The sequence below is a fragment of the Rhodococcus ruber NBRC 15591 genome (assembly GCF_001894945.1).
Classification (GTDB): Bacteria; Actinomycetota; Actinomycetes; order Mycobacteriales; family Mycobacteriaceae; genus Rhodococcus; species Rhodococcus ruber.
The window spans coordinates 134,877-154,025 of sequence record NZ_BCXE01000021.1; the positions used below are offsets into that span (position 1 = coordinate 134,877).

Annotated in this window: 14 protein-coding genes; 3 read left to right on the forward strand and 11 right to left on the reverse strand. The window is 69.7% G+C overall.

Annotated features, from left to right (window positions below):
* Positions 1–141 precede the first annotated feature (141 nt).
* The 8 genes from RR3_RS13710 to RR3_RS13745 form a co-directional block, all read right to left on the reverse strand.
* Positions 142–618: a hypothetical protein gene (locus RR3_RS13710; protein ID WP_010592681.1), complete on the reverse strand. Its 477-nt coding sequence runs from the start codon at positions 616–618 to the stop codon at positions 142–144.
* Positions 615–1,370, reverse strand: coding sequence for a 4-hydroxy-tetrahydrodipicolinate reductase (gene dapB, locus RR3_RS13715; RefSeq protein ID WP_010592682.1), 756 nt, complete (start codon positions 1,368–1,370; stop codon positions 615–617). The genes RR3_RS13710 and dapB overlap by 4 nt, the downstream gene beginning before the upstream one ends.
* An 83-nt stretch (positions 1,371–1,453) precedes the next feature.
* A complete protein-coding gene (locus RR3_RS13720; RefSeq protein WP_010592683.1) occupies positions 1,454–2,803 on the reverse strand; it encodes a M16 family metallopeptidase in 1,350 nt (449 codons plus the stop codon).
* An 84-nt stretch (positions 2,804–2,887) separates the two neighbouring features.
* Positions 2,888–3,619, reverse strand: a complete 732-nt coding sequence (gene narI / locus RR3_RS13725) for a respiratory nitrate reductase subunit gamma (protein WP_010592684.1) — start codon at positions 3,617–3,619, stop codon at positions 2,888–2,890.
* Between the two features lie 2 nt (positions 3,620–3,621).
* Positions 3,622–4,317: a nitrate reductase molybdenum cofactor assembly chaperone gene (narJ, locus tag RR3_RS13730; RefSeq protein WP_010592685.1), complete on the reverse strand. Its 696-nt coding sequence runs from the start codon at positions 4,315–4,317 to the stop codon at positions 3,622–3,624.
* Entirely contained in the window at positions 4,314–5,990 is a 1,677-nt protein-coding gene (gene narH / locus RR3_RS13735; RefSeq protein WP_010592686.1) for a nitrate reductase subunit beta, read from the reverse strand. The genes narJ and narH overlap by 4 nt, the downstream gene beginning before the upstream one ends.
* A 40-nt stretch (positions 5,991–6,030) precedes the next feature.
* Positions 6,031–9,747, reverse strand: coding sequence for a nitrate reductase subunit alpha (locus tag RR3_RS13740; protein WP_064066487.1), 3,717 nt, complete (start codon positions 9,745–9,747; stop codon positions 6,031–6,033).
* A gap of 24 nt (positions 9,748–9,771) precedes the next feature.
* Positions 9,772–10,986 carry a nitrate/nitrite transporter gene (locus tag RR3_RS13745; RefSeq protein WP_072786443.1) on the reverse strand — a complete coding sequence of 405 codons (1,215 nt, stop codon included), beginning with the start codon at positions 10,984–10,986 and terminating at the stop codon, positions 9,772–9,774.
* A gap of 278 nt (positions 10,987–11,264) precedes the next feature.
* On the opposite strand from RR3_RS13745, the gene RR3_RS13750 reads away from it, so the two are divergent.
* The 3 genes from RR3_RS13750 to RR3_RS13755 all read left to right on the forward strand — a co-directional run bounded on the left by RR3_RS13750 (position 11,265) and on the right by RR3_RS13755 (position 14,556).
* Positions 11,265–11,504: a hypothetical protein gene (locus tag RR3_RS13750; protein WP_010592689.1), complete on the forward strand. Its 240-nt coding sequence runs from the start codon at positions 11,265–11,267 to the stop codon at positions 11,502–11,504.
* A gap of 45 nt (positions 11,505–11,549) precedes the next feature.
* A complete protein-coding gene (locus tag RR3_RS24675; protein ID WP_124258794.1) occupies positions 11,550–11,738 on the forward strand; it encodes a hypothetical protein in 189 nt (62 codons plus the stop codon).
* 91 nt (positions 11,739–11,829) lie between these two features.
* Entirely contained in the window at positions 11,830–14,556 is a 2,727-nt protein-coding gene (locus RR3_RS13755) for a winged helix-turn-helix domain-containing protein (protein ID WP_064066488.1), read from the forward strand.
* Between the two features lie 91 nt (positions 14,557–14,647).
* On the opposite strand, the gene RR3_RS13760 is transcribed toward RR3_RS13755, so the two are convergent.
* From RR3_RS13760 to RR3_RS13770, 3 genes are all read right to left on the reverse strand, one after another.
* On the reverse strand, positions 14,648–16,945 hold the full coding sequence (locus RR3_RS13760; protein WP_010592691.1) for a polyribonucleotide nucleotidyltransferase: 2,298 nt from the start codon (positions 16,943–16,945) through the stop codon (positions 14,648–14,650).
* 369 nt (positions 16,946–17,314) lie between these two features.
* Positions 17,315–17,584 (reverse strand): 30S ribosomal protein S15, encoded by a 270-nt coding sequence (gene rpsO / locus RR3_RS13765; protein WP_003935677.1) that lies wholly within the window; start codon positions 17,582–17,584, stop codon positions 17,315–17,317.
* A 128-nt stretch (positions 17,585–17,712) separates the two neighbouring features.
* On the reverse strand, positions 17,713–19,125 hold the full coding sequence (locus tag RR3_RS13770) for a wax ester/triacylglycerol synthase domain-containing protein (RefSeq protein ID WP_010592692.1): 1,413 nt from the start codon (positions 19,123–19,125) through the stop codon (positions 17,713–17,715).
* Positions 19,126–19,149 lie beyond the last annotated feature (24 nt).

Sequence of the window (19,149 nt, forward strand, 5' to 3'; positions counted from 1 at the left end):
CGCCGGCCGCGCGGTGTCCGTGCCCCGCAACGGCACCCGCCACCCGCGCCGGGCCGGGTGCGGGTGCCGCCGACGTGGATCGAGCGCATGTACCGCCCGCGACTGCCGAGGAGAGGACCGATACATTCGCTCGGCGCGGGATCAGTCGGGGGACTGTGTGCGTTCGAGCTTCTCGAGGGCGACCGCCCGGCGCATGGTCTCCCGGGCCCGGCCGCGGTCACCGGCGTAGTCGTAGGCGCGGGCCAGCCGGTACGAGTGGCGCCAGTTGTCCGGGTCGGCCTCCCACTCCTCCTTGACCTGCTCGAACAGGGCGTCGGCGGCGTCGCGGTCGACCCGTCCCGAGGGCCGGCGTGGCAGATCGCTCACGTCGAGTTCGAGGCCCTCGTCGTGGATCCGCCGGGCCAGGTGCTGGTGCTGGAGACCGGCCCGCAGGGTGGCGTAGACGATCCACACACCCACCAACGGCAGCAGCAGCACGCCGATACCGAGGCCGACGGCCGCAGCCTCGCCCGAGCGCACCAGTTCGAGCCCACGCCCGCCGAGGAGCACGAAGTAGAACCCCAGCGCGAGAACGATGAAGACGATCGGCGCCAGGACCTTGACCAGGTCGCGTCTCACAGGTCGAGGAGCGGGTCGATGCCGACGGTGAGGCCGGGCCGGCCGCCGATCTCGCGTACGCCGAGCAGCACGCCGGGTGCGAAGGAGGAGCGGTCGATCGAGTCGTGGCGGATGGTCAGGGTCTCGCCCTGGGTGCCGAGCAGGACCTCCTGGTGGGCGACGAGACCGGCCAGACGCACGGAGTGCACCCGCACCCCCGCCACGTCGGCGCCGCGGGCACCGTCGAGTTCGGTGGTCGTGGCGTCCGGGCTGCGGCCCACGCCGGCCGCGGCGCGGGCTTCGGCGATGAGCGCCGCGGTGCGGTACGCCGTGCCCGAGGGCGCGTCCGCCTTGTTGGGGTGGTGCAACTCGATGACCTCGACGGAGTCGAAGAACCGAGCTGCGGCCTGCGCGAAGCGCATCGACAGCACGGCACCGATCGCGAAGTTCGGCGCGATCAGGACGCCGACCTCAGGTTTCGCGGCCAGCCAGGCGCGGACCCGGTCGAGCCGTGCCTCGTCGAATCCGGTGGTGCCGACGACCGCGTGGATGCCGTGCTCGACGAGGAACTGCAGATTGCCCATCACCACGTCGGGATGGGTGAAGTCCACCACCACCTGCGCCCGGGAGGTGACGAAGTCCTCGAGGCTGTCGTCCCGGTCGACCGCGGCGACGAGCTCGAGGTCGGTGGCCGCCTCGACGGCCGCGCAGATCGCCTGTCCGACCTTGCCCTTGGCGCCGAGCACACCCACCCGGATTGCTGCTGCGTTCACTTGACTCTCCACGCTTCCTCGTCCGATCTCCGTCCCGCAGCAGCCTACGCAACCGGACGTCCCTGTCCGTGGTCAGGCCGCGGTCACGCGACGAGGGCGCGCACCGACGCGGGCAGGTCCCGGGGCCGCCGGTACGGCCCGGCGACGGCCGCAGCGAACGGCCGGTGCAGCAGTTCGGCGGCGACCTCTCGGACCTCCGCCGCGCTCACCGACGAGATCCGCTCGAGTGTCTCGGTGACGCTCCAGTGGGTGCCGTAGCTCAGTTCGCTGCGGCCGATCCGATTCATCCGGGCCCCGGTGTCCTCGAGGCCGAGCACCAGGGCGCCGCGCAGCGAGCCCTTGGCACGGGCGCACTCCGCCTCGGTGACGCCGTTGTCGGCGACGTCGGTGAGCACCTCGCGGACGAGGGCGGCCACCTCGCCGAGGTTCTCGGGCTGGCACCCGGCGTAGACGGAGAACGCCCCGGTGTCGGCGAAGGTGTCCACGCCCGAGTACACCGAGTAGGCGAGCCCGCGCTGCTCCCGGATCTCCTGGAACAACCGTGAGCTCAAGCCGCCACCGACCGCGGCGTTGAGCACCGACAGCGCCCAGCGCCGGGAGTCGTGGCGGCCGAAGGACCGCACACCGACCGCCAGGTGGGCCTGCTCGCCGTCGCGGTCGGTGATGCTCAGCGTCGGCGCCGTACGCAGGCGGAGACTGCCCTCCCGCCGGGGGGCGGCGGTCGCGGCGGGGTCGAGGTGCCCGGCGAAGGCACGACGGACCAGTTCCACGGTGTGGTCGTGGTCGACGTTGCCGGCGACGGCGACGACCATGCGGTCCGGCGTGTACCGCCGCACGTGGAACGAGTGCAACTGGGTGCGGGTCATCGCCTCGATCGACTCGACCGAGCCGATGATGGGCCGGCCGATCGGGTGGTCGCCGTACAGCGCGGTGAGGAAGGCGTCCCCGAGCAGATCCTCCGGATCGTCGTCGCGCATCGCGATCTCCTCGAGGACGACCTGTCGTTCCAGGTCGACGTCGGCGCTGCGGCATCGGCCGCGCAGCACGACGTCGGCGACGAGGTCGACGGCCAGGGACAGGTCGTCGTCGAGCACGTGGGCGTAGAAGCAGGTGTGCTCCTTCGCGGTGAACGCGTTGAGTTCACCGCCGACTCCGTCGACGAGTTCGGCGATGTCGAGCGCCGTCCGGGTGGGGGTGGCCTTGAACAGCAGGTGCTCGAGGAAGTGGGCGGCACCGGCGACGGAGGGCTGCTCGTCGCGGGAGCCGACGCCCACCCAGACACCGACGGCGGCCGACCGCACGCCGGGCACGTGCTCGGTGACGACGCGGAGCCCCCCGGGCAGGAGGGTGCGCCGAACCCCGGCGTCGGGTTCGGTGGGCGCCGAGGTGGATGCGGCGACGGACGGGGCGGCGGAGCGGCGGGTGGCAGCCATGAAGATGTTCGACGGTCCTACAGGCGAGTGGGTGTGCTGGACTGAACGACTCACACTACACGCGGCGCCGTGCACCCGATCCGGTCACCACCCGCGGCGGCGAGGCTGCGACCCGACGAGCTGTCCCTTCGCGGCGACGTCCCGGCTCCGGTAGACCACATACGGCCGGAACAGGTATCCGACGGGCGCGCTGAAGGCGTGCACCAGGCGGGTGAACGGCCACAGCGCGAACAGGATCAAGGCGATCAGCGCGTGCAGCTGGAACGACAGGGGTGCCTGCACCATCAGATCGCCGCGCGGCTGCAGGATCCAGATGGATCGGAACCACGGCGAGACGGTCTCGCGATAGTTGTGCTCCTCCCCCACGACACCCGAGCCCATCAGAGTCGTGGCGAGTCCCGCGACGATCGCGGCGACGAGGACGACGTACATGAGCTTGTCGTTGGCCGTCGTCGCCATGAACACCGGACCACGGGTGCGGCGACGGTAGATCAGCAACAGGATCCCGACGAGGGTGGCGATCCCGGCGATGGTGCCCAGCGTCACCGCCTGCACGTGATACGCGTGCTGGCTCAGGCCGACCGCCTCGGTCCAGGACTGGGGAATGAGCAGACCGATTACGTGGCCCACGATCACCACGAGGATCCCGAAGTGGAACATCGGGCTGGCGATGCGCAGCAGCCGGCTCTCGTAGAGCTGAGACGAACGCGTGGTCCAGCCGAACTTGTCGTAACGGTAGCGCCACCACGTACCTACGACGACCACGGCGATCGTGACGTACGGCGCGACATCCCAGAAGATCTCCCCTGCGGACATGGTCAGCCGGCTCCTTCGACTCGGGTCTGCGCCGCGGCGGGTGCGGTCCGGCGCGGCGGGACCGTGAGGGTGAACGGTTCGAGACCGATCGCCTCGGCGGGTGGACCGGCCTCGGCGAGGTGCCGGGCGCGGTGCACTTCCTGATCGCCGACCGGAGGCAACGTCGCACACACCGCCCCGATCGTCGCCGCATAGCAGGAATTGCGTTCCTCGAGTGCGATGCGGAGCACGTCGATCGGGACCCGGTGCGCGGCGAGCAGTCGCTCCCCCGCATCCGGGTCGACGGTCGCGGCGAATTCGAGCACCACCGGCAGATGATCGGGCGCCTCGCCGGTCGGTGGCTCGACGCCGGCCTCCCGGTAGGCCTGCGCGAACGCGTGGATTGCCGTGCCGCGGTTGCGGGTGTCACCGCCGGTCCAGTACGTGAGATACATCGTCGACCGCCGGCGCATGTCGAAGGTGTCGACGTAGTCGGCCTGCGCAGCAAACGGATCGGCGTCGCGCAGGGCGGCGAGAGTCCGGCTCAACAGCTGCGCCGGTGCCCCGGTGATGTGCCCGAGAAGACCGTCGACCGTCGCGAGGCGCGACCGCAGCCCGTCGTCGGGGTATGCCAGCAGCAGCGAAGCCGCCTGCCGGATCAGCCGGTGCTGCAGTTGCCGCGACGCGGTGTCGCGCCCCCGGCGTATCCGCGCCCTCATTGCCCACTCCCCCGGTCGTCGACACGATGCCCGGCCGGGAACAACCCCTGGGGCACGCCCTTACCGTCCCAGTTGAGCAGGTTCACGCGGGAGGGATTCGACGCGTTCGCCGCCATTCCCTCGGAGGTCTGTCGCTGCCGGAGCGCGTGGAAGGTCTCCACCGCGACCGGGACCGGGCCTCCGCTGGCCTCGCCGAACGGCCCGGAGTCGTACATGCCCGGGCCGCCGTCGTACGACAGGGCGCAGTCGGTGGCGGATTCCTCGAGCCGGTGCCCCTCGGCGGCGTAGGCGGTCGGGATCACGTACCGCTCGTCGTACTTGGCCAGGGCGAGCAGGCGGTACATCTCGTACATCTGCTCCTCGGTCATGCCGACGGCGTCGGGGATCTCCGGTCGCGTGTCCCGGCCCAGGTTGATGTCCCGCATGTACGACCGCATCGCGGCGAGCCGGTGCAGCACTGCTTCGACGGCATCGGTGTCGCCCGCGGTGAACAGTCCCGCCAGATACTCGATCGGGATGCGCAGCGATTCGAGGGCACCGAACAGATTGCCCATGTCCTCGCCGTCGTGACCGTCGCGCGAGACCGCGTCGACCACCGGGGACAGCGGCGGCACGTACCAGACCATCGGCATCGTGCGGTACTCCGGGTGCAGGGGCAACGCGACCCGGTACGTGTTGATCAACGCGTACACGGGTGACCGCTGGGCGGCCTCGATCCATTCGTCGGAGATGCCCTCGGCGCGGGCGCCGGCGATCACCTCCGGGTCTGCAGGGTCGAGCAGCACCTGTCGCAGTGCGTCGTAGAGGTCCTTCTCGTCCTCGACGGACGCGGCCTCGAGCACCCGGTCGGCGTCGTAGAGCACGAGGCCGATGTAGCGCAGCCGGCCCACGCAGGTCTCGGAGCACACGGTCGGCAGGCCCACCTCCACGCGCGGATAGCAGAACGTGCACTTCTCGGCCTTGCCGGTCTTGTGGTTGAAATACACCTTCTTGTACGGACATCCGGACACGCACATCCGCCAGCCGCGACAGCGGTCCTGGTCGACGAGAACGATGCCGTCCTCGACGCGCTTGTACATCGCTCCCGACGGGCACGACGAGACGCACGACGGGTTCAGGCAGTGCTCGCAGATGCGAGGCAGATAGAACATGAAGGTCTGCTCGAGTTCGAGCCGGACCTGCTCGCCGACCTTCTTCAGGACCGGATCGTCGGGCACGATCTCCGGGGAGCCGCCGAGGTCGTCGTCCCAGTTCGCCGACCATTCGACCTTCATCGGCTTGCCGCTGATCAGACTTCGCGGCGGCGCCACCGGGATCTGGTCGCCGAGCGGCGCGGTGGTGAGGTTCTCGTAGTCGTAGGTCCACGGCTCGTAGTAGTCGTCGATCGCCGGCATCTTCGGATTCGAGAAGATCCGGAAGAGCTTGTTCCACCGGCCGCCGTCCCGCAGCCGCAGCCGCCCGTTGCGGTCGCGGATCCATCCGCCCCGCCAGCGTTCCTGGTCCTCGTAGGTGCGCGGGTATCCCTGGCCGGGGCGGGTCTCGACGTTGTTGAACCACACGTACTCGGTGCCGGATCGGTTGGTCCAGGCCTGCTTACAGGTGACCGAGCAGGTATGGCAGCCGATGCACTTGTCGAGGTTCATCACCATCGCCATCTGGGCCATCACCTTCATGCCGGCCTCGCTTCGCTGGTCGTGGTCGTGGGCATCGACATCAGTACCTGACCTCCTGCGACCGGCGGCGTACGACCGTCACCTCGTCGCGTTGATTTCCGGTGGGCCCGAGGTAGTTGAACGCGAAGGCGGTCTGCGCGTAGCCACCCGCCATGTGGGTGGGTTTGATCAGGATCTTCGTGAGCGAGTTGTGGATGCCGCCGCGGGTACCGGTGGTCTCGGTGAGCGGCACATCGATGGTGCGCTCCTGCGCGTGGTAGACGTACACGACACCCTCGGGCATGCGGTGCGAGACGATCGCGCGGCACACCACGACGCCGTTGCGGTTGACGGCCTCGACCCAGTCGTTGTCCCGCACCGAGATCTTCGCCGCGTCCGCCGGACTCATCCACATGGTCGGTCCGCCGCGCGAGAGCGAGAGCATGAACAGGTTGTCCTGGTACTCGGAGTGGATCGACCACTTCGAGTGCGGGGTCAGGTACCGCACGGTCAGTCCGACGCCGTCGCCGCTGCCGACGGCCGGTTCACTGCCGCTGCCGCTGCCGACGGCCGGTTCACCGAACAGGCGCGACATGTCCAGCGGCGGGCGGTAGGTGGGGAGTTGTTCGCCGAGTTCCTCGATCCAGTCGTGATCGACGTAGAAGTGCATGCGGCCGGTGAGCGTGTGGAACGGTTTGAGTTCCTCGATGTTCACCGTGAACGGGGCGTAGCGGCGCCCACCGGTCTCGCTGCCGGACCATTCCGGGCTGGTGATCACGGGGACCGGGCGGGACTGCGTGTCGGCGTAGGTGATACGGCGTTCCTCACTGCCCTCGGCGAGGTGCACGAGCCGGCGGCCGGTACGCTTCTGGAGTTCGCGGAAGCCCTCGACCGCGAGCCGTCCGTTCGAGGTGCCCGACAGCGCGAGGATGACGTCGGCCATGCGTTCGGCGCTGGTGACCGCCGGGCGGCCCTCGCCCGCACCGGAATTCATCACGCCGAACTTCTCGGCGAGTTCCGCGACCTCCTGCACCGGGTGCGTCGTGACGCCCTTGGTGGTCAGGCCGAGGGTGTCGACGAGCGGCCCGAGGGTCGACCACTTGTCGGCGATCGCCCCGTAGTCCCGTTCGACGACCGCGAGCGGGCCCATGGTCCTGCCCGGGACCGGCACCTCCCCGGTCACGCGCCAGTTGTTCTCCGTGCCCGACGGATACGCCATCGCCCCCGGGGTGTCGTGCTGCAGAGTGCCGAGCACGATGTCGGTGCGGGTGCCGAGGTGCTTCGACGCCAGCGCGCTGAACACCTTCGCGACGGCGCCGAATGCCTCGTAGTCGGAACGGGTCTCCCACGGCGGGTCGATCGCGGGACTGAACGCGTGGATATAGGGATGCATGTCGGTGCTCGACAGGTCGCCCTTCTCGTACCATGTCGCGGCGGGCAGCACCACGTCGGAGAACAGGGTGGTCGACGTCATCCGGAAGTCGATCGACATCAGCAGGTCGAGTTTGCCTTCGGGCACCTCGTCCGGACCTTCGACGTCGTGTGGACGCTGGTCCGGGCCGGTGGGGGCGCCCTGGATGTTGGCGTCGGTCCCGAGCAGGTGCCGCAGGAAGTACTCGTTGCCCTTGCTGGACGAGCCGAGCAGGTTGGACCGCCACACGTTCAGCACCCGCGGCCAGTTGCGCGGGTTGTCCGGGTCGGTGACCGACAGCTTCACCTCGCCGCTCGCGAGTTTCCGGGCGACGTACGCGGGGATGTCCTCGCCTGCTGCTCGCGCCTCGTCGGCGAGGTCGTGCGTGTTGCGATCGAACTGCGGGTAGAACGGAGTCCACCCCATCGCGACGGCGGAGACCATCACGTCCATCGTGTGCTTGTCGCGGAACCGGCCCCGCCCGAGCGGGCTCGCGAGCGCGTCGGCGCGGTACCCGTCGTAGCGCCACTGGTCCGTGTGGACGTACCAGTAGGAGGTTCCCGCCATCTGCCGAGGCGGGCGGGACCAGTCCGTTCCCATGGCCATCGCGGCCCACCCGGTGACCGGACGGCACTTCTCCTGACCCACGTAGTGTGCCCAGCCGCCGCCGTTGCGGCCCATGGAACCGGTGAGCATCAGCAAGGCGAGAATTGCCCGGTAGGTGGTGTCGCCGTGGAACCACTGGCAGATGCCGGCACCCATGATGATCATGGACCGGCCGCCGGATTCCTCCGCGTTGCGGGCGAACTCGCGCGCGATCCGGACGGCCTGTGCGGCGGAGACCCCGGTGATCGGCTCCTGCCAGGCGGGGGTGTACGGCGAGGCCGGGTCGTCGTACCCGCTGGGCCAGTGTCCGGGCAGTCCCGGACGCGCGACGCCGTACTGGGCCAGCATGAGGTCGAACACCGTGCACACCAGATGTCCGCCCACCCGCCGCACGGGGACGCCGCGTTCGACGGTCTCGCCGTGGCCGTCGACGGTGTCGAAACCGGGCAGATGGACGAGCGCGGTCTCGTCCGCGGCGTCGTCCCGATGCGCGACGGTCAGCGCCGGCACGAGATCGCCCAGGTCCAGGTTCCATTTTCCGGCTCCGTCGTCGCCGTAGCGGAACCCGAGGGAGCCGTGCGGCACCGCGACCGTGTCGGTGGCACCGTCGAGCAGCACCGGCTTGAACGCCGCGTTCTCCACGTCCTGGCCGAGGTCGGCGGCGGTGAGGTTCTTGCCGGGCACCAGCCTGCCGTCGCGTTCCTCGAGCCGGACCAGGAACGGCAGGTCGGTGTACCGGCGGACGTAGTCGACGAAGAACGGCACCCGCCGTCGCACGAAGCACTCGGTGAGCACGACGTGCCCCATCGCCATGGCCAGCGCCCCGTCGGTGCCCGCCGCGCACGGCATCCACTCGTCGGCGAACTTCGTGTTGTCGGCGTAGTCGGGGCTGACGACGACGACCTTGGTGCCGCGGTAACGGACCTCGGTCATCCAGTGCGCGTCCGGTGTCCGGGTGACGGGGACGTTCGATCCCCACATCATCAGGTACGCCGCGTCCCACCAGTCGCCGGACTCCGGCACGTCGGTCTGGTCGCCGAACACCTGGGGCGATGCGACGGGCAGGTCGGCGTACCAGTCGTAGAAGGAGGTCATGACGCCGCCGATCAACTCGACGAACCGGGAACCGGCCGCGAACGACACCATCGACATCGCCGGGATGGGCGAGAATCCGGCCACCCGGTCGGGGCCGTACTCCTTGACGGTGTGCACGTGCGCGGCGGCGATCATCTCGGTGGCCTCGGCCCACGTGACCCGGACCAGACCGCCCTTGCCGCGGGCCCGCTGGTACCGGCGGCGTCGCTGCGGGTCGTTCTGGATGTCGGCCCAGGCCAGCACGGGGTCACCGAGCCGGGCCCTGGCCTCGCGGAACATCTCGACGAGCACGCCGCGGGCGTAGGGATAGCGCACCCGCGTCGGCGAGTAGGTGTACCACGAGAACGCCGCCCCGCGCGGGCAGCCGCGGGGTTCGTACTCGGGACGGTCCGGTCCCACCGTGGGATAGTCCGTCTCCTGCGTCTCCCAGGTGATGATCCCGTCCTTGACGTAGATCTTCCACGAGCACGACCCGGTGCAGTTGACGCCGTGGGTGGAGCGAACCACCTTGTCGTGACTCCAGCGGTCACGGTAGAAGACGTCACCTTCGCGGCCGCCGCGGCGGGTGATCGTACGACCGTCCGCGGAGATCTCCCCCGAGGTGAAGAAACGTCCGCTGCTGCGCAGCAACTCTTCGGCGGCACCGCCGGTGTGGTGGATGGTCACATGCACTCCTTCGGGACGGAATCGTCAGCGGCTGTCGGCCTGCACGGGCTCGTGCGCGTGCAGCTTCACCGCGGTGTAGACGAGCGCGACGAGCGCGGTCGCCACGAGCAGCAGCAGACCGATGGTGTAGTCGTTGTCGGCGGAGTCGTAGGTGGCGCCCATGACGAGCGGCGGAAAGTACCCGCCGAGCCCGCCGGCGGCCGCGACGAGGCCGGTGACCGATCCCACGGACGTGGCGGGTGCGCGACGCGCCACCCACGCGAAGACGCCACCGGTGCCGATGCCGAGGAAGATCGCGAGCAGGATGAACGTCGCCGCGGACCACACGTCCGGGGGCGGCTGGGCGATCGCAATCGCGGCCATCGCTGCCGTCCCGGCGAACGACACGAGCACGACGTACTTCGGGGCGATGCGGTCGGACAGGGCACCCCCGATCGGCCGGGCCAGCACTGCGGCCAGAGCGAACGCCGCTGTCCGCGCGCCGGCGTCGACAGCGGAGAAGCCGTAGATCGTCTTGATGTAGGTGGGAAGGTAGTTGCTGAAGGCCACGAAGCCACCGAAGACGACCGCGTAGAGGAACGACATCTCCCAGGTCACGCGGAGTTTCAGCGCAGCGGCAAGCTTCGGGACGACCGCGTCGGTGTTCGGGCGGAACTGCGGCGAATCACGCATCACGAGGAAGCACACCCCTGCCGTGACGGCAAGCGCCGCGGCGACGATGACGTGGGTTACCAGCAGCCCGAACCACTCTGCGAACCGCGGAGTGAAGAACGCGGACAGGGCCGTCCCCACCATGCCGGCTCCGAAGACGCCGGTCGCGAAGCCCCGCCTGGACGCCTCGTACCAGTTGTTGGCGAACGGGATACCCACTGCGAAGATCGTTCCGGCGATACCGAGGAAGAAGCCGAAGACGAGCAACAGAGGGTAGGAGCCGACGCTGCCGGCCACACCGACGGCGAGCACCGGGACGATCGAGGCCAGCGAGATCGCGATGAACATGACGCGGCCGCCGTAACGATCCGTGAGCGAGCCCACCACGATGCGCCCCAGGGATCCTACGAGAATGGGCGTCGCGACGAGGATCGAGGCCTGTGTACTGCTGAGCGAGAGGTCGCCCGCATACGTCGTGGACAAGGGGCCGATCATGTTCCATGCCCAGAAATTGATTGCCGAGACCCACGTTGCCAGCGCGAGGTTCGAGCTCCGCCGCGCCTCTGTAACACCTACCGAAGCCGTCACGGATCCAGCAAATCATCGATACGCGCACGCGGGGTGAATTCGAGGAAAGTACCGACGGTCCGTTCCGCCCCGGAGCCGCGGCAGGGGCGGGTGCTCCTCCTGTTCGAGGCCGGGTGTTCACCCTCGGGCTGCGGTTTCGGGCTGCGGTTTCGGCCTGCGGTTTCACCCTCCAGGGGTGAGGCGCCGCACAGGGGTACGACCTACCGTCGGAATCGACCGCGGATTCACTCGCGGCCGAAAGGCGCACCCGCGTCCCGATCGAACGAAGTGGATCGACGATGACCGCACCCACTCACTCCACCGTCCGTACCCGCGCGCAGAACGCGACGTCACGCAGGGGCGGTGCGTCCCGCCACGACATGCCCTGGTCGCTGCCGATTCCGGCCATCGTCCTCGGCGCCGCAGCGGCCGCCGCGGCACCCGTGGGGGCGTACACCGGCTCCGTTCTCGCCGGCGTCGTCACTGCGGCGGCAACGACCGCGGCCGTGGCGTCCGCCGCGTTGATGATCCGGGCCTGACCCTCAGCCCTCGACGATCCCTACCGGGAACTCCCGAAGGACCCCATGAGGAGACGACAGACCGCGGGTGGCCTCACCCCGACGGCCACGATGACCACCGAAGAGATCAAGACCCGGATCACCGCGATGTTCGACTACGGGAACGACACTGTTCCCGGGTCCGACCGCGCCGCGGAGGAACGGTCGCAGGCGCCGGAGCGCGGTCGATCCGTCACCGGCTCGCCGGGCACGTGACCCGGCTTCCGATCCGCCTCCGTTCACCGCGGATCACCGAACCCGTCCCATGACGAGGGCACCGGCCGCCGCACAGGACTACTCTCGTCGCATGACGGGGCCACCGGCCGGCGCGCAGGACGAGCATGCTCCCGCGTTGTCGATGGTGCGTTCCCTCGTGCCTCGGCTTCCCGGCCGGGTGGTGCGGCGCGCGCGTCTCGAACGCATCCTCGAAGACGGGGTGAGTGCCGGCACCGTGCTCGTATCGGCACCGGCCGGGTCGGGTAAGACGCTGTTGCTGGCCTCCTGGGCAGCGGCACATCCCGGGCCCGTGGCATGGCTCTCGGTGGAACGTGAGGACGCCGAACCGACGCAGTTCTGGAGCCGGGTCCTGGACTCGCTCCGCGCCGTCGGCGGGTTCCCCGCCGGGTCGTTGCTGGCGACGATGCAGGTCCCACCCAGCTTCGACCCCCGATTCGTCTCCGTGTTCGCCGATGCGTGTGGCCGGCTTCCCCATCCCGTCGTCCTGGTGCTGGACGACATGCACCTGCTCGCGGGGACGCCGGCCGTGGAGTCGCTCGCGGCAGCCGTCCGCAGGGGGCTCGGCAACGTGCGACTGGTGATCGCCACTCGCAGCGATCCCGCGTTGCCCCTGCAACGACTCCGCCTGAGCGGTCAGCTGACCGAGATCCGCGCGGAAGCGTTGCGGTTCGATGCCGCCGAGGCGAAACAGCTCCTGGCCGACCACGATGTCCTCCTCGAACCCGCGCAGATGCAGACCCTCCTCACCAAGACCGAGGGATGGGCGGCCGGCCTGCGGCTCGCGGCCCTGTCGCTCCGGAACTCGAACGATGTGGAGGCCACCGTGGAGTCGCTTGCGGGGGACGAACGGTCGGTCGCCGACTACTTCGCGGAAGAGGTTCTGGCCAACCAGGATCCGGCACTGGGCCGGTTCCTGCTCGACACGTGCGTCGTAGGGCGGATTTCCGCCGAACTGGCCGACGTCCTGACGGGGCGTACCGACGGCCAGCAGTTTCTGATTCGGCTCGAACGGGACAACCTGTTCGTCGTCGCGTTGAACCACCGGCGGGAGTGGTACCGCTATCACCAACTGTTCGGGGACCTGCTGCGACACCGACTCAAGTCCCAGGATCCCGAGCGCCGCCGCGTGTTGCACCGGCGTGCCGCCCGGTGGTTCGCGGACCACGGCGAACTCCTCGAGGCGGCCCGCCACCTGCGCGCCGCGGAGGACTGGCTCGGACTTGCCCGGTTCGTCCTGCGAGCGGCGGGAGCAGAAATCCTGGGTCCGGAACGTCCGGCGCTGGTGGCACTGCTGCGGGACGCACCCGCCGAGCTGGTCGGGGGGCATGCCGAGGTGGCGGCGGCCGCCGCGGTCGCCGCGTATGCGGAGTACGATCCGGTCGGCGTCGCCACCCACATGGCCCGCGCCCGCGAGCTGCTCGACCCTCTCCCGACCGCCGACGCGCGGCTCACCGGGACGGTCCTGGTCACTCTCGATGCGGTGCTCGCCTGGATGAAGGCAGATCCGTCGCGGCAGGTCAGCGCCGCACGAGAAGCGATCCGCCAACTCGAGGGGATCTCGCCGGCGGACATGCCGGCCTCTCCCGTATACCGAATCGCCGCCGGCACCGTCCTCGCGATGGGCAAGCTGTGGTCCGGAGAACTCGATGCCGCCGAGGCGATGCTCGCGTCCACGACTTCGGCGCTGGCCGCCGGATCGGCGATGACACCGGTACTCGCGCTGCACCTGCACGGCAACACAGCCGTGCTCATGGCGATGGCCGGCCGGTTGCGGGCGGCACGCAGAGAGGTCGATCTCGGACTGGCTGTCGCCGACGAGCTGGGATGGACCTTCCTGCCGCCGTCGGCCACGGCGCTGCTGGCCGAGTCCATGATCCGCCTGCTCGAGGCGGACATCGAGGCCTGTTCCGTTGCGGTCGAGCGGGGGCACACGAGCCTGGGCGAGTTCCGCGACCGCTACATCGAAACCAGCTTCGGGCTCGTACAGGCACGGCTCGCGCTCTCGGCGGACAACCCGGCGGCGGCACGGGCGCACCTGGGGCGATTGCGGCAGCGCATGTCCGACTGGGTCATCCCGCGCTTCCTTGCCGAGTGGTACGAACTCGTCGAGGCAGAGATCCTGCTCGCCGAAGGACGGGCCCACGAGGTTGCGGCGCTGCTGTCCGCCGAGAAGGGACGAGCGGATCTCGCGCGCCCCGGCGCGCACCGTGTGGTCCTCGTGGCGCGGTCGTACCTGGCGTCCGACGAACCGCGCCGATGCCTGCAACTGGTGGCACCGCTGCTCGGGGGAGAACCGATCGACAACGGGCCGACCGTCGATGCCTGGCTGCTCACCGCACTCGCACACGACCGGCTGCAGGCGGATGGCGAAGCCGAGATTGCCCTGGCACGTGCCCTCGTCGTGGCCGCGCCCGAAGGAATCGCGCGGCCGTTCCTCCTGGCCGGGGGCCGAGTCCGAGCACTGCTGGAACGACACAACCGCCTCGACGACGCCCACCGCGAGTTCGTCTCGATGCTGATCGGCAGGATGGGCGGGACCGCCGACCGGTCCGAGGCCCCGCAACTGCTCGAGCCGTTGACCAGTCGCGAACGGGCTGTCCTTCTGCTCCTGCCCACCATGATGAGCAATGCCGAGATCGCCGACGAGCTCTTCGTGTCAGTGAACACCGTCAAGGCACATCTGAAGTCTCTGTACCGCAAGTTCGGTGCCACGAGTCGCCGCCAGGCGGTGGTGCGGGCGCGGGAACTCGGACTGCTGTCGAGCGCAGGCGCCCCGACTACCTCCCAGGGGCCGTAGCAGGCGCCGCGCCGGCGGGAGAACACGCGACCGCCCGCGTCTCCGTCCGTCCCAGGGACAGACGGAGACGCGGGCGGCCGGGATCCGAGTGTCAGCTCTCGGCGGTGTCGCCGGACTCGGCCGGAACTGCGGGTGTCGCGTCCGAAGCGCCGGCGGTGTCCTCGTCGGGCACCGGCACCAGGCTGATCTTGCCCCGGTTGTCGATGTCGGCGATCTCGACGCGGATCTTCGAGCCGACGTTGACGACGTCCTCGACCTTGGCGATGCGCTTGCCGTTGCCGAGCTTGCTGATGTGCACCAAGCCGTCGCGGCCCGGCAGCAGCGAGACGAACGCACCGAACGCCGTGGTCTTGACCACGGTCCCCAGGAACCGCTCGCCCACCTTCGGCAGCTGCGGGTTCGCGATGGCGTTGATCTTGTCGATCGCGGCCTGGGCGGACGGGCCGTCGGCGGCGCCGACGTACACCGTGCCGTCGTCCTCGATGGAGATGTTCGCGCCGGTCTCCTCGGTGATCGAGTTGATCATCTTGCCCTTGGGGCCGATGACCTCGCCGATCTTGTCCACCGGGACCTTGATGGTGGTGATCCGCGGAGCGAACGGGCTCATCTCGTCCGGGGTCTCGATGGCCTCGGCCATCACCTCGAGGATGGTGGCGCGGGCGTCGCGAGCCTGCGCCAGCGCGCCGGCGAGCACCTGGGACGGGATCCCGTCGAGCTTGGTGTCGAGCTGCAGCGCGGTGACGAAGTCCTTCGTGCCGGCCACCTTGAAGTCCATGTCACCGAACGCGTCCTCGGCGCCGAGGATGTCGGTCAGTGCGACGTAACGGGTCTCACCGTCGACCTCGTCGGAGACCAGGCCCATCGCGATACCGGCGACGGGCGCCTTGAGGGGCACGCCGGCGTTCAGCAGCGAGAGCGTGGAGGCACACACCGAGCCCATCGAGGTGGATCCGTTCGAGCTGAGCGCCTCGGAGACCTGACGGATCGCGTAGGGGAACTCCTCCTGGCTGGGCAGGACCGGGATCAGGGCCCGCTCGGCGAGGGCGCCGTGGCCGATCTCGCGGCGCTTCGGGGAGCCGACGCGGCCGGTCTCACCGGTGGAGTACGGCGGGAAGTTGTAGTGGTGCATGTACCGCTTGCTGGTCTCGGGACCGAGCGAGTCGATCTGCTGCGCCATCTTCACCATGTCCAGCGTGGTGACACCCATGATCTGGGTCTCGCCGCGTTCGAACAGCGCCGAGCCGTGCGCGCGCGGCACCACCGCGACCTCGGCGGACAGGGCACGGATATCCGTGACACCGCGGCCGTCGATGCGGAACTGGTCCCGCAGGATCCGCTGGCGGACCAGCTTCTTCGTCAGGGAACGGAACGCCGCGCCGATCTCCTTCTCGCGGCCCTCGAAGTTGGGGGCCACCTGCTCGAGGACCTCGACCTTGACCTCGTCGGTCCGCTCGTCGCGCTCCTGCTTGCCGGCGATGGTCAGCGCCTCGGACAGCTTGGCCGACGCGGCGGCCTCGACGGCCTCGTACACGTCTGCCTCGTAGGCCGGGAACACCGGGAAGTCACCGGTGGGCTTCGCCGCGGCGGCGGCGAGCTGCTGCTGGGCGATGCACAGCCGCGCGATGAACGGCTTGGCGGCCTCGAGGCCCTCGGCGACGACGGTCTCGGTCGGTGCCTGCGCCCCGCCGGCCACCAGCTCGACGACGTTCCCGGTGGCCTCGGCCTCGACCATCATGATCGCGACGTCGGCGGTCTCGGGGTTGTCGCCGCCACCCACGATGCGGCCCGCGACGACCATGTCGAACACGGCGTTCTCGAGCTGCTCGACCGTGGGGAACGCGACCCACTGGCCGGTCTTGTTCTCCTCCGAGGTGATCAGCGCGACCCGCACGCCACCGACGGGTCCGGAGAACGGCAGGCCGGCGATCTGCGTGGATGCCGACGCGGCGTTGATGGCGACGACGTCGTACAGGTCGTTCGGGTTCAGGCTGAGCACCGTCACCACGACCTGGATCTCGTTGCGCAGGCCGTCGACGAACGACGGGCGCAGCGGCCGGTCGATGAGACGGCAGGTCAGGATCGCGTCGGTCGAGGGCCGGCCCTCACGACGGAAGAACGAGCCGGGGATGCGTCCCGCGGCGTACATGCGCTCCTCGACGTCCACCGTCAGCGGGAAGAAGTCGAAGTGCTCCTTGGGCTGCTTGGAGGCGCTCGTCGCCGACAGCAGCATGGTCTCGTCGTCGAGGTACGCGACGACGGAGCCGGCGGCCTGTTGGGCGAGGCGGCCGGTCTCGAAACGAATCTGACGGGTGCCGAAGGACCCGTTGTCGAGGACCGCGACGGACTCGAACACGCCCTCGTCGACCTCGACTGCGGAATTGCTGGTCATCTCTACTCTTCTCTTCCCTCTCGTCTTCGCCGTACCCGCGCGGGCGCCACAACCCTCGTGGCTGCAGCTGCGCACCGATCGCCCGTACCCGCGTCTCACGGGCCGAGCGTGCGGAGGCGGTCGTCGATCGAAACCGTCCGGACCGGGTCCGGAAGGTCACTACCGAAGACCGACACCGTCGGTGCATACGGTTCCGCGGGCGGTGTCGCCGTCCGCGGGTGCCGCTGCCGGTGTCCGACGGGCACGTAGCCCGTCTCCGACCGCACAGCGGCCAAACACCGATAGCCAACGAGGCTCAGTCTAAGCATTGCCTCGTTGGCTATCGGAAAGATCAGCGAACGCAGATCGCGTCGTCGCTTCGTCGCGCTCCTATCGACGCAGACCCAGACGCTGGATCAGCGAACGGTAGCGGTTGACGTCGACCTTCTCGACGTACTTGAGCAGCCGGCGACGACGACCGACCAGCAGCAGCAGGCCGCGGCGGGAGTGGTGGTCGTGCTTGTGCTGCTTCAGGTGCTCGGTCAGGTCCTGGATGCGCTTGGTGAGCATCGCGACCTGCGCCTCGGGCGATCCGGTGTCGGTCTCGTGGAGGCCGTACTCGCCGAGGATCTGCTTCTTCTGCTCGGTGGTCAATGCCACTGGTGATACTCCTGATCGATGACGTCCGCGCGCTTCGTGAAACGGGCCGGAACCCGTCGGTGCGGCCACCGCGAACCACAGCACACACCAGCGGATGAGCGTACCAGAGGGGTGCGCACCCGCTTCGGTCACCCTCGCCCCCGGGGGCCGGTGCCGGATCGCCGGCCGCCGGTGGCCTCGATCACCTCGGCGAACCCCTCCTCGAGGAGGGTCGCGTACCGATCGAGGTCCGGCATCAGCAGCGGGGAGCTCATGACGGTGACGGCGAACGAATCGCCGGCCCGGCTGAAGGAGTGCACCAGACCCATCCCCGGACGCAGAGACTGGATGCCGGCGACGAATCGGAATGCCGCGCCGCCGTAGGTCCAGTCGGCCTCGCCGCCACAGTCGACACTGGTGACCGCCGTCTGGGCCGGGCCCGGGGCTCCACCTGCCGACGCCGCGCGGTCGTGCCGGTCCGTCACCCGGCGGTACACCGGATACGGCACCGCACCCGCGCCCGCGAGGCGGTCCAACACCTCGGGAGACGTCGCGATCCGCCGCTCGTGGGCGAGCGCGTCGGCCACGGCCGCCACCCGGTCGCGGGGATCGGCGACCTCGGTGCACAACGGAACGATCGCGGCAGTCAGCCGGTTGACGCCCAGCGCGACACCGGCCGCGCCCACCGCGACCGGAACCGCGACGCGTACATCGACGACGGGCGCGCAGTGCTCGCCGAGGTAGCGCTGCAGCGCCAGGGATACCGCCGCCAGGCCCATGGCTGTCACGGTGTAGGTCCGGCCCACGAGACTGCCCAGGTCCGGACGCACGATCCGGATCGCCCGGTCGCGCCCGGGGGCGCGGGCGAGCATCGGCCGCGCCGCCGGCGACGGGACCGCCGGGGTGTCCGCGGACCGCGCCGATGCCGCCCGCCGCACCAGGACCGCGCCGAGCCCCAGGTACCAGCGAGCGAAGCGTGCCACCCCCGACACCGCTGCGGCGGCGTGGTGCGGGCGCGTCGCGGCCGGCGCCAGACCGGGAACGCGCAGTGGCTGCCCGTCCGCGCCGAACAGTGCGCCGAGGAAGGCACCCAACGCCGAACCGACCATCACGGCGTGGCTGACCTGCAGCACGACGACCGTCACGGTCGCCGTCGGGTCGTCGGGGTCGGACACTCCGGCGAAGACGTGCAGGCACCACGCACGCCGCCGGACGTCCAGCGGGTCCGCGCAGAGGTCGGCGATGGCGTCGATGCAGTCCGTGAACGAGCCGCCGGCCCACTCGCGGTACTCGATACGTTGCTCGGGCGGGAGTTGCGCCCGCACCCAGTACGGGTAGTCCAGCCGGCCGGGCGCCTCGACGATCCGCCGGTCCAGCGCCGTCAGCAGATGCGTCCGGGAACGCAGGTGAGCGAGCGCGTCCCCGGGGCCGCGAACGGTCCTGTCCTGCTCATCGAACACGACGAATGCGGACCAGTCGGTCGGCCGGCCCGGTTTCGACTCGTAGTAGTTCGCGGCATCTGCCCAGGTCAGGCGCGCGTGCCGCCACTGACGTATCGACACACCGGGAATTGTCCCCGATCGGGG

Excerpts from the sequence above, each read along its gene's own strand:
- RR3_RS13720 (WP_010592683.1), bottom strand. The coding sequence starts at position 2,803 with ATGGCTGCCACCCGCCGCTCCGCCGCCCCGTCCGTCGCCGCATCCACC.
- narI (WP_010592684.1), bottom strand. The coding sequence starts at position 3,619 with ATGTCCGCAGGGGAGATCTTCTGGGATGTCGCGCCGTACGTCACGATC.
- narJ (WP_010592685.1), bottom strand. The coding sequence starts at position 4,317 with ATGAGGGCGCGGATACGCCGGGGGCGCGACACCGCGTCGCGGCAACTG.
- narH (WP_010592686.1), bottom strand. The coding sequence starts at position 5,990 with ATGAAGGTGATGGCCCAGATGGCGATGGTGATGAACCTCGACAAGTGC.
- RR3_RS13750 (WP_010592689.1), top strand. The coding sequence starts at position 11,265 with ATGACCGCACCCACTCACTCCACCGTCCGTACCCGCGCGCAGAACGCG.
- RR3_RS24675 (WP_124258794.1), top strand. The coding sequence starts at position 11,550 with ATGAGGAGACGACAGACCGCGGGTGGCCTCACCCCGACGGCCACGATG.
- RR3_RS13755 (WP_064066488.1), top strand. The coding sequence starts at position 11,830 with ATGACGGGGCCACCGGCCGGCGCGCAGGACGAGCATGCTCCCGCGTTG.
- RR3_RS13760 (WP_010592691.1), bottom strand. The coding sequence starts at position 16,945 with ATGACCAGCAATTCCGCAGTCGAGGTCGACGAGGGCGTGTTCGAGTCC.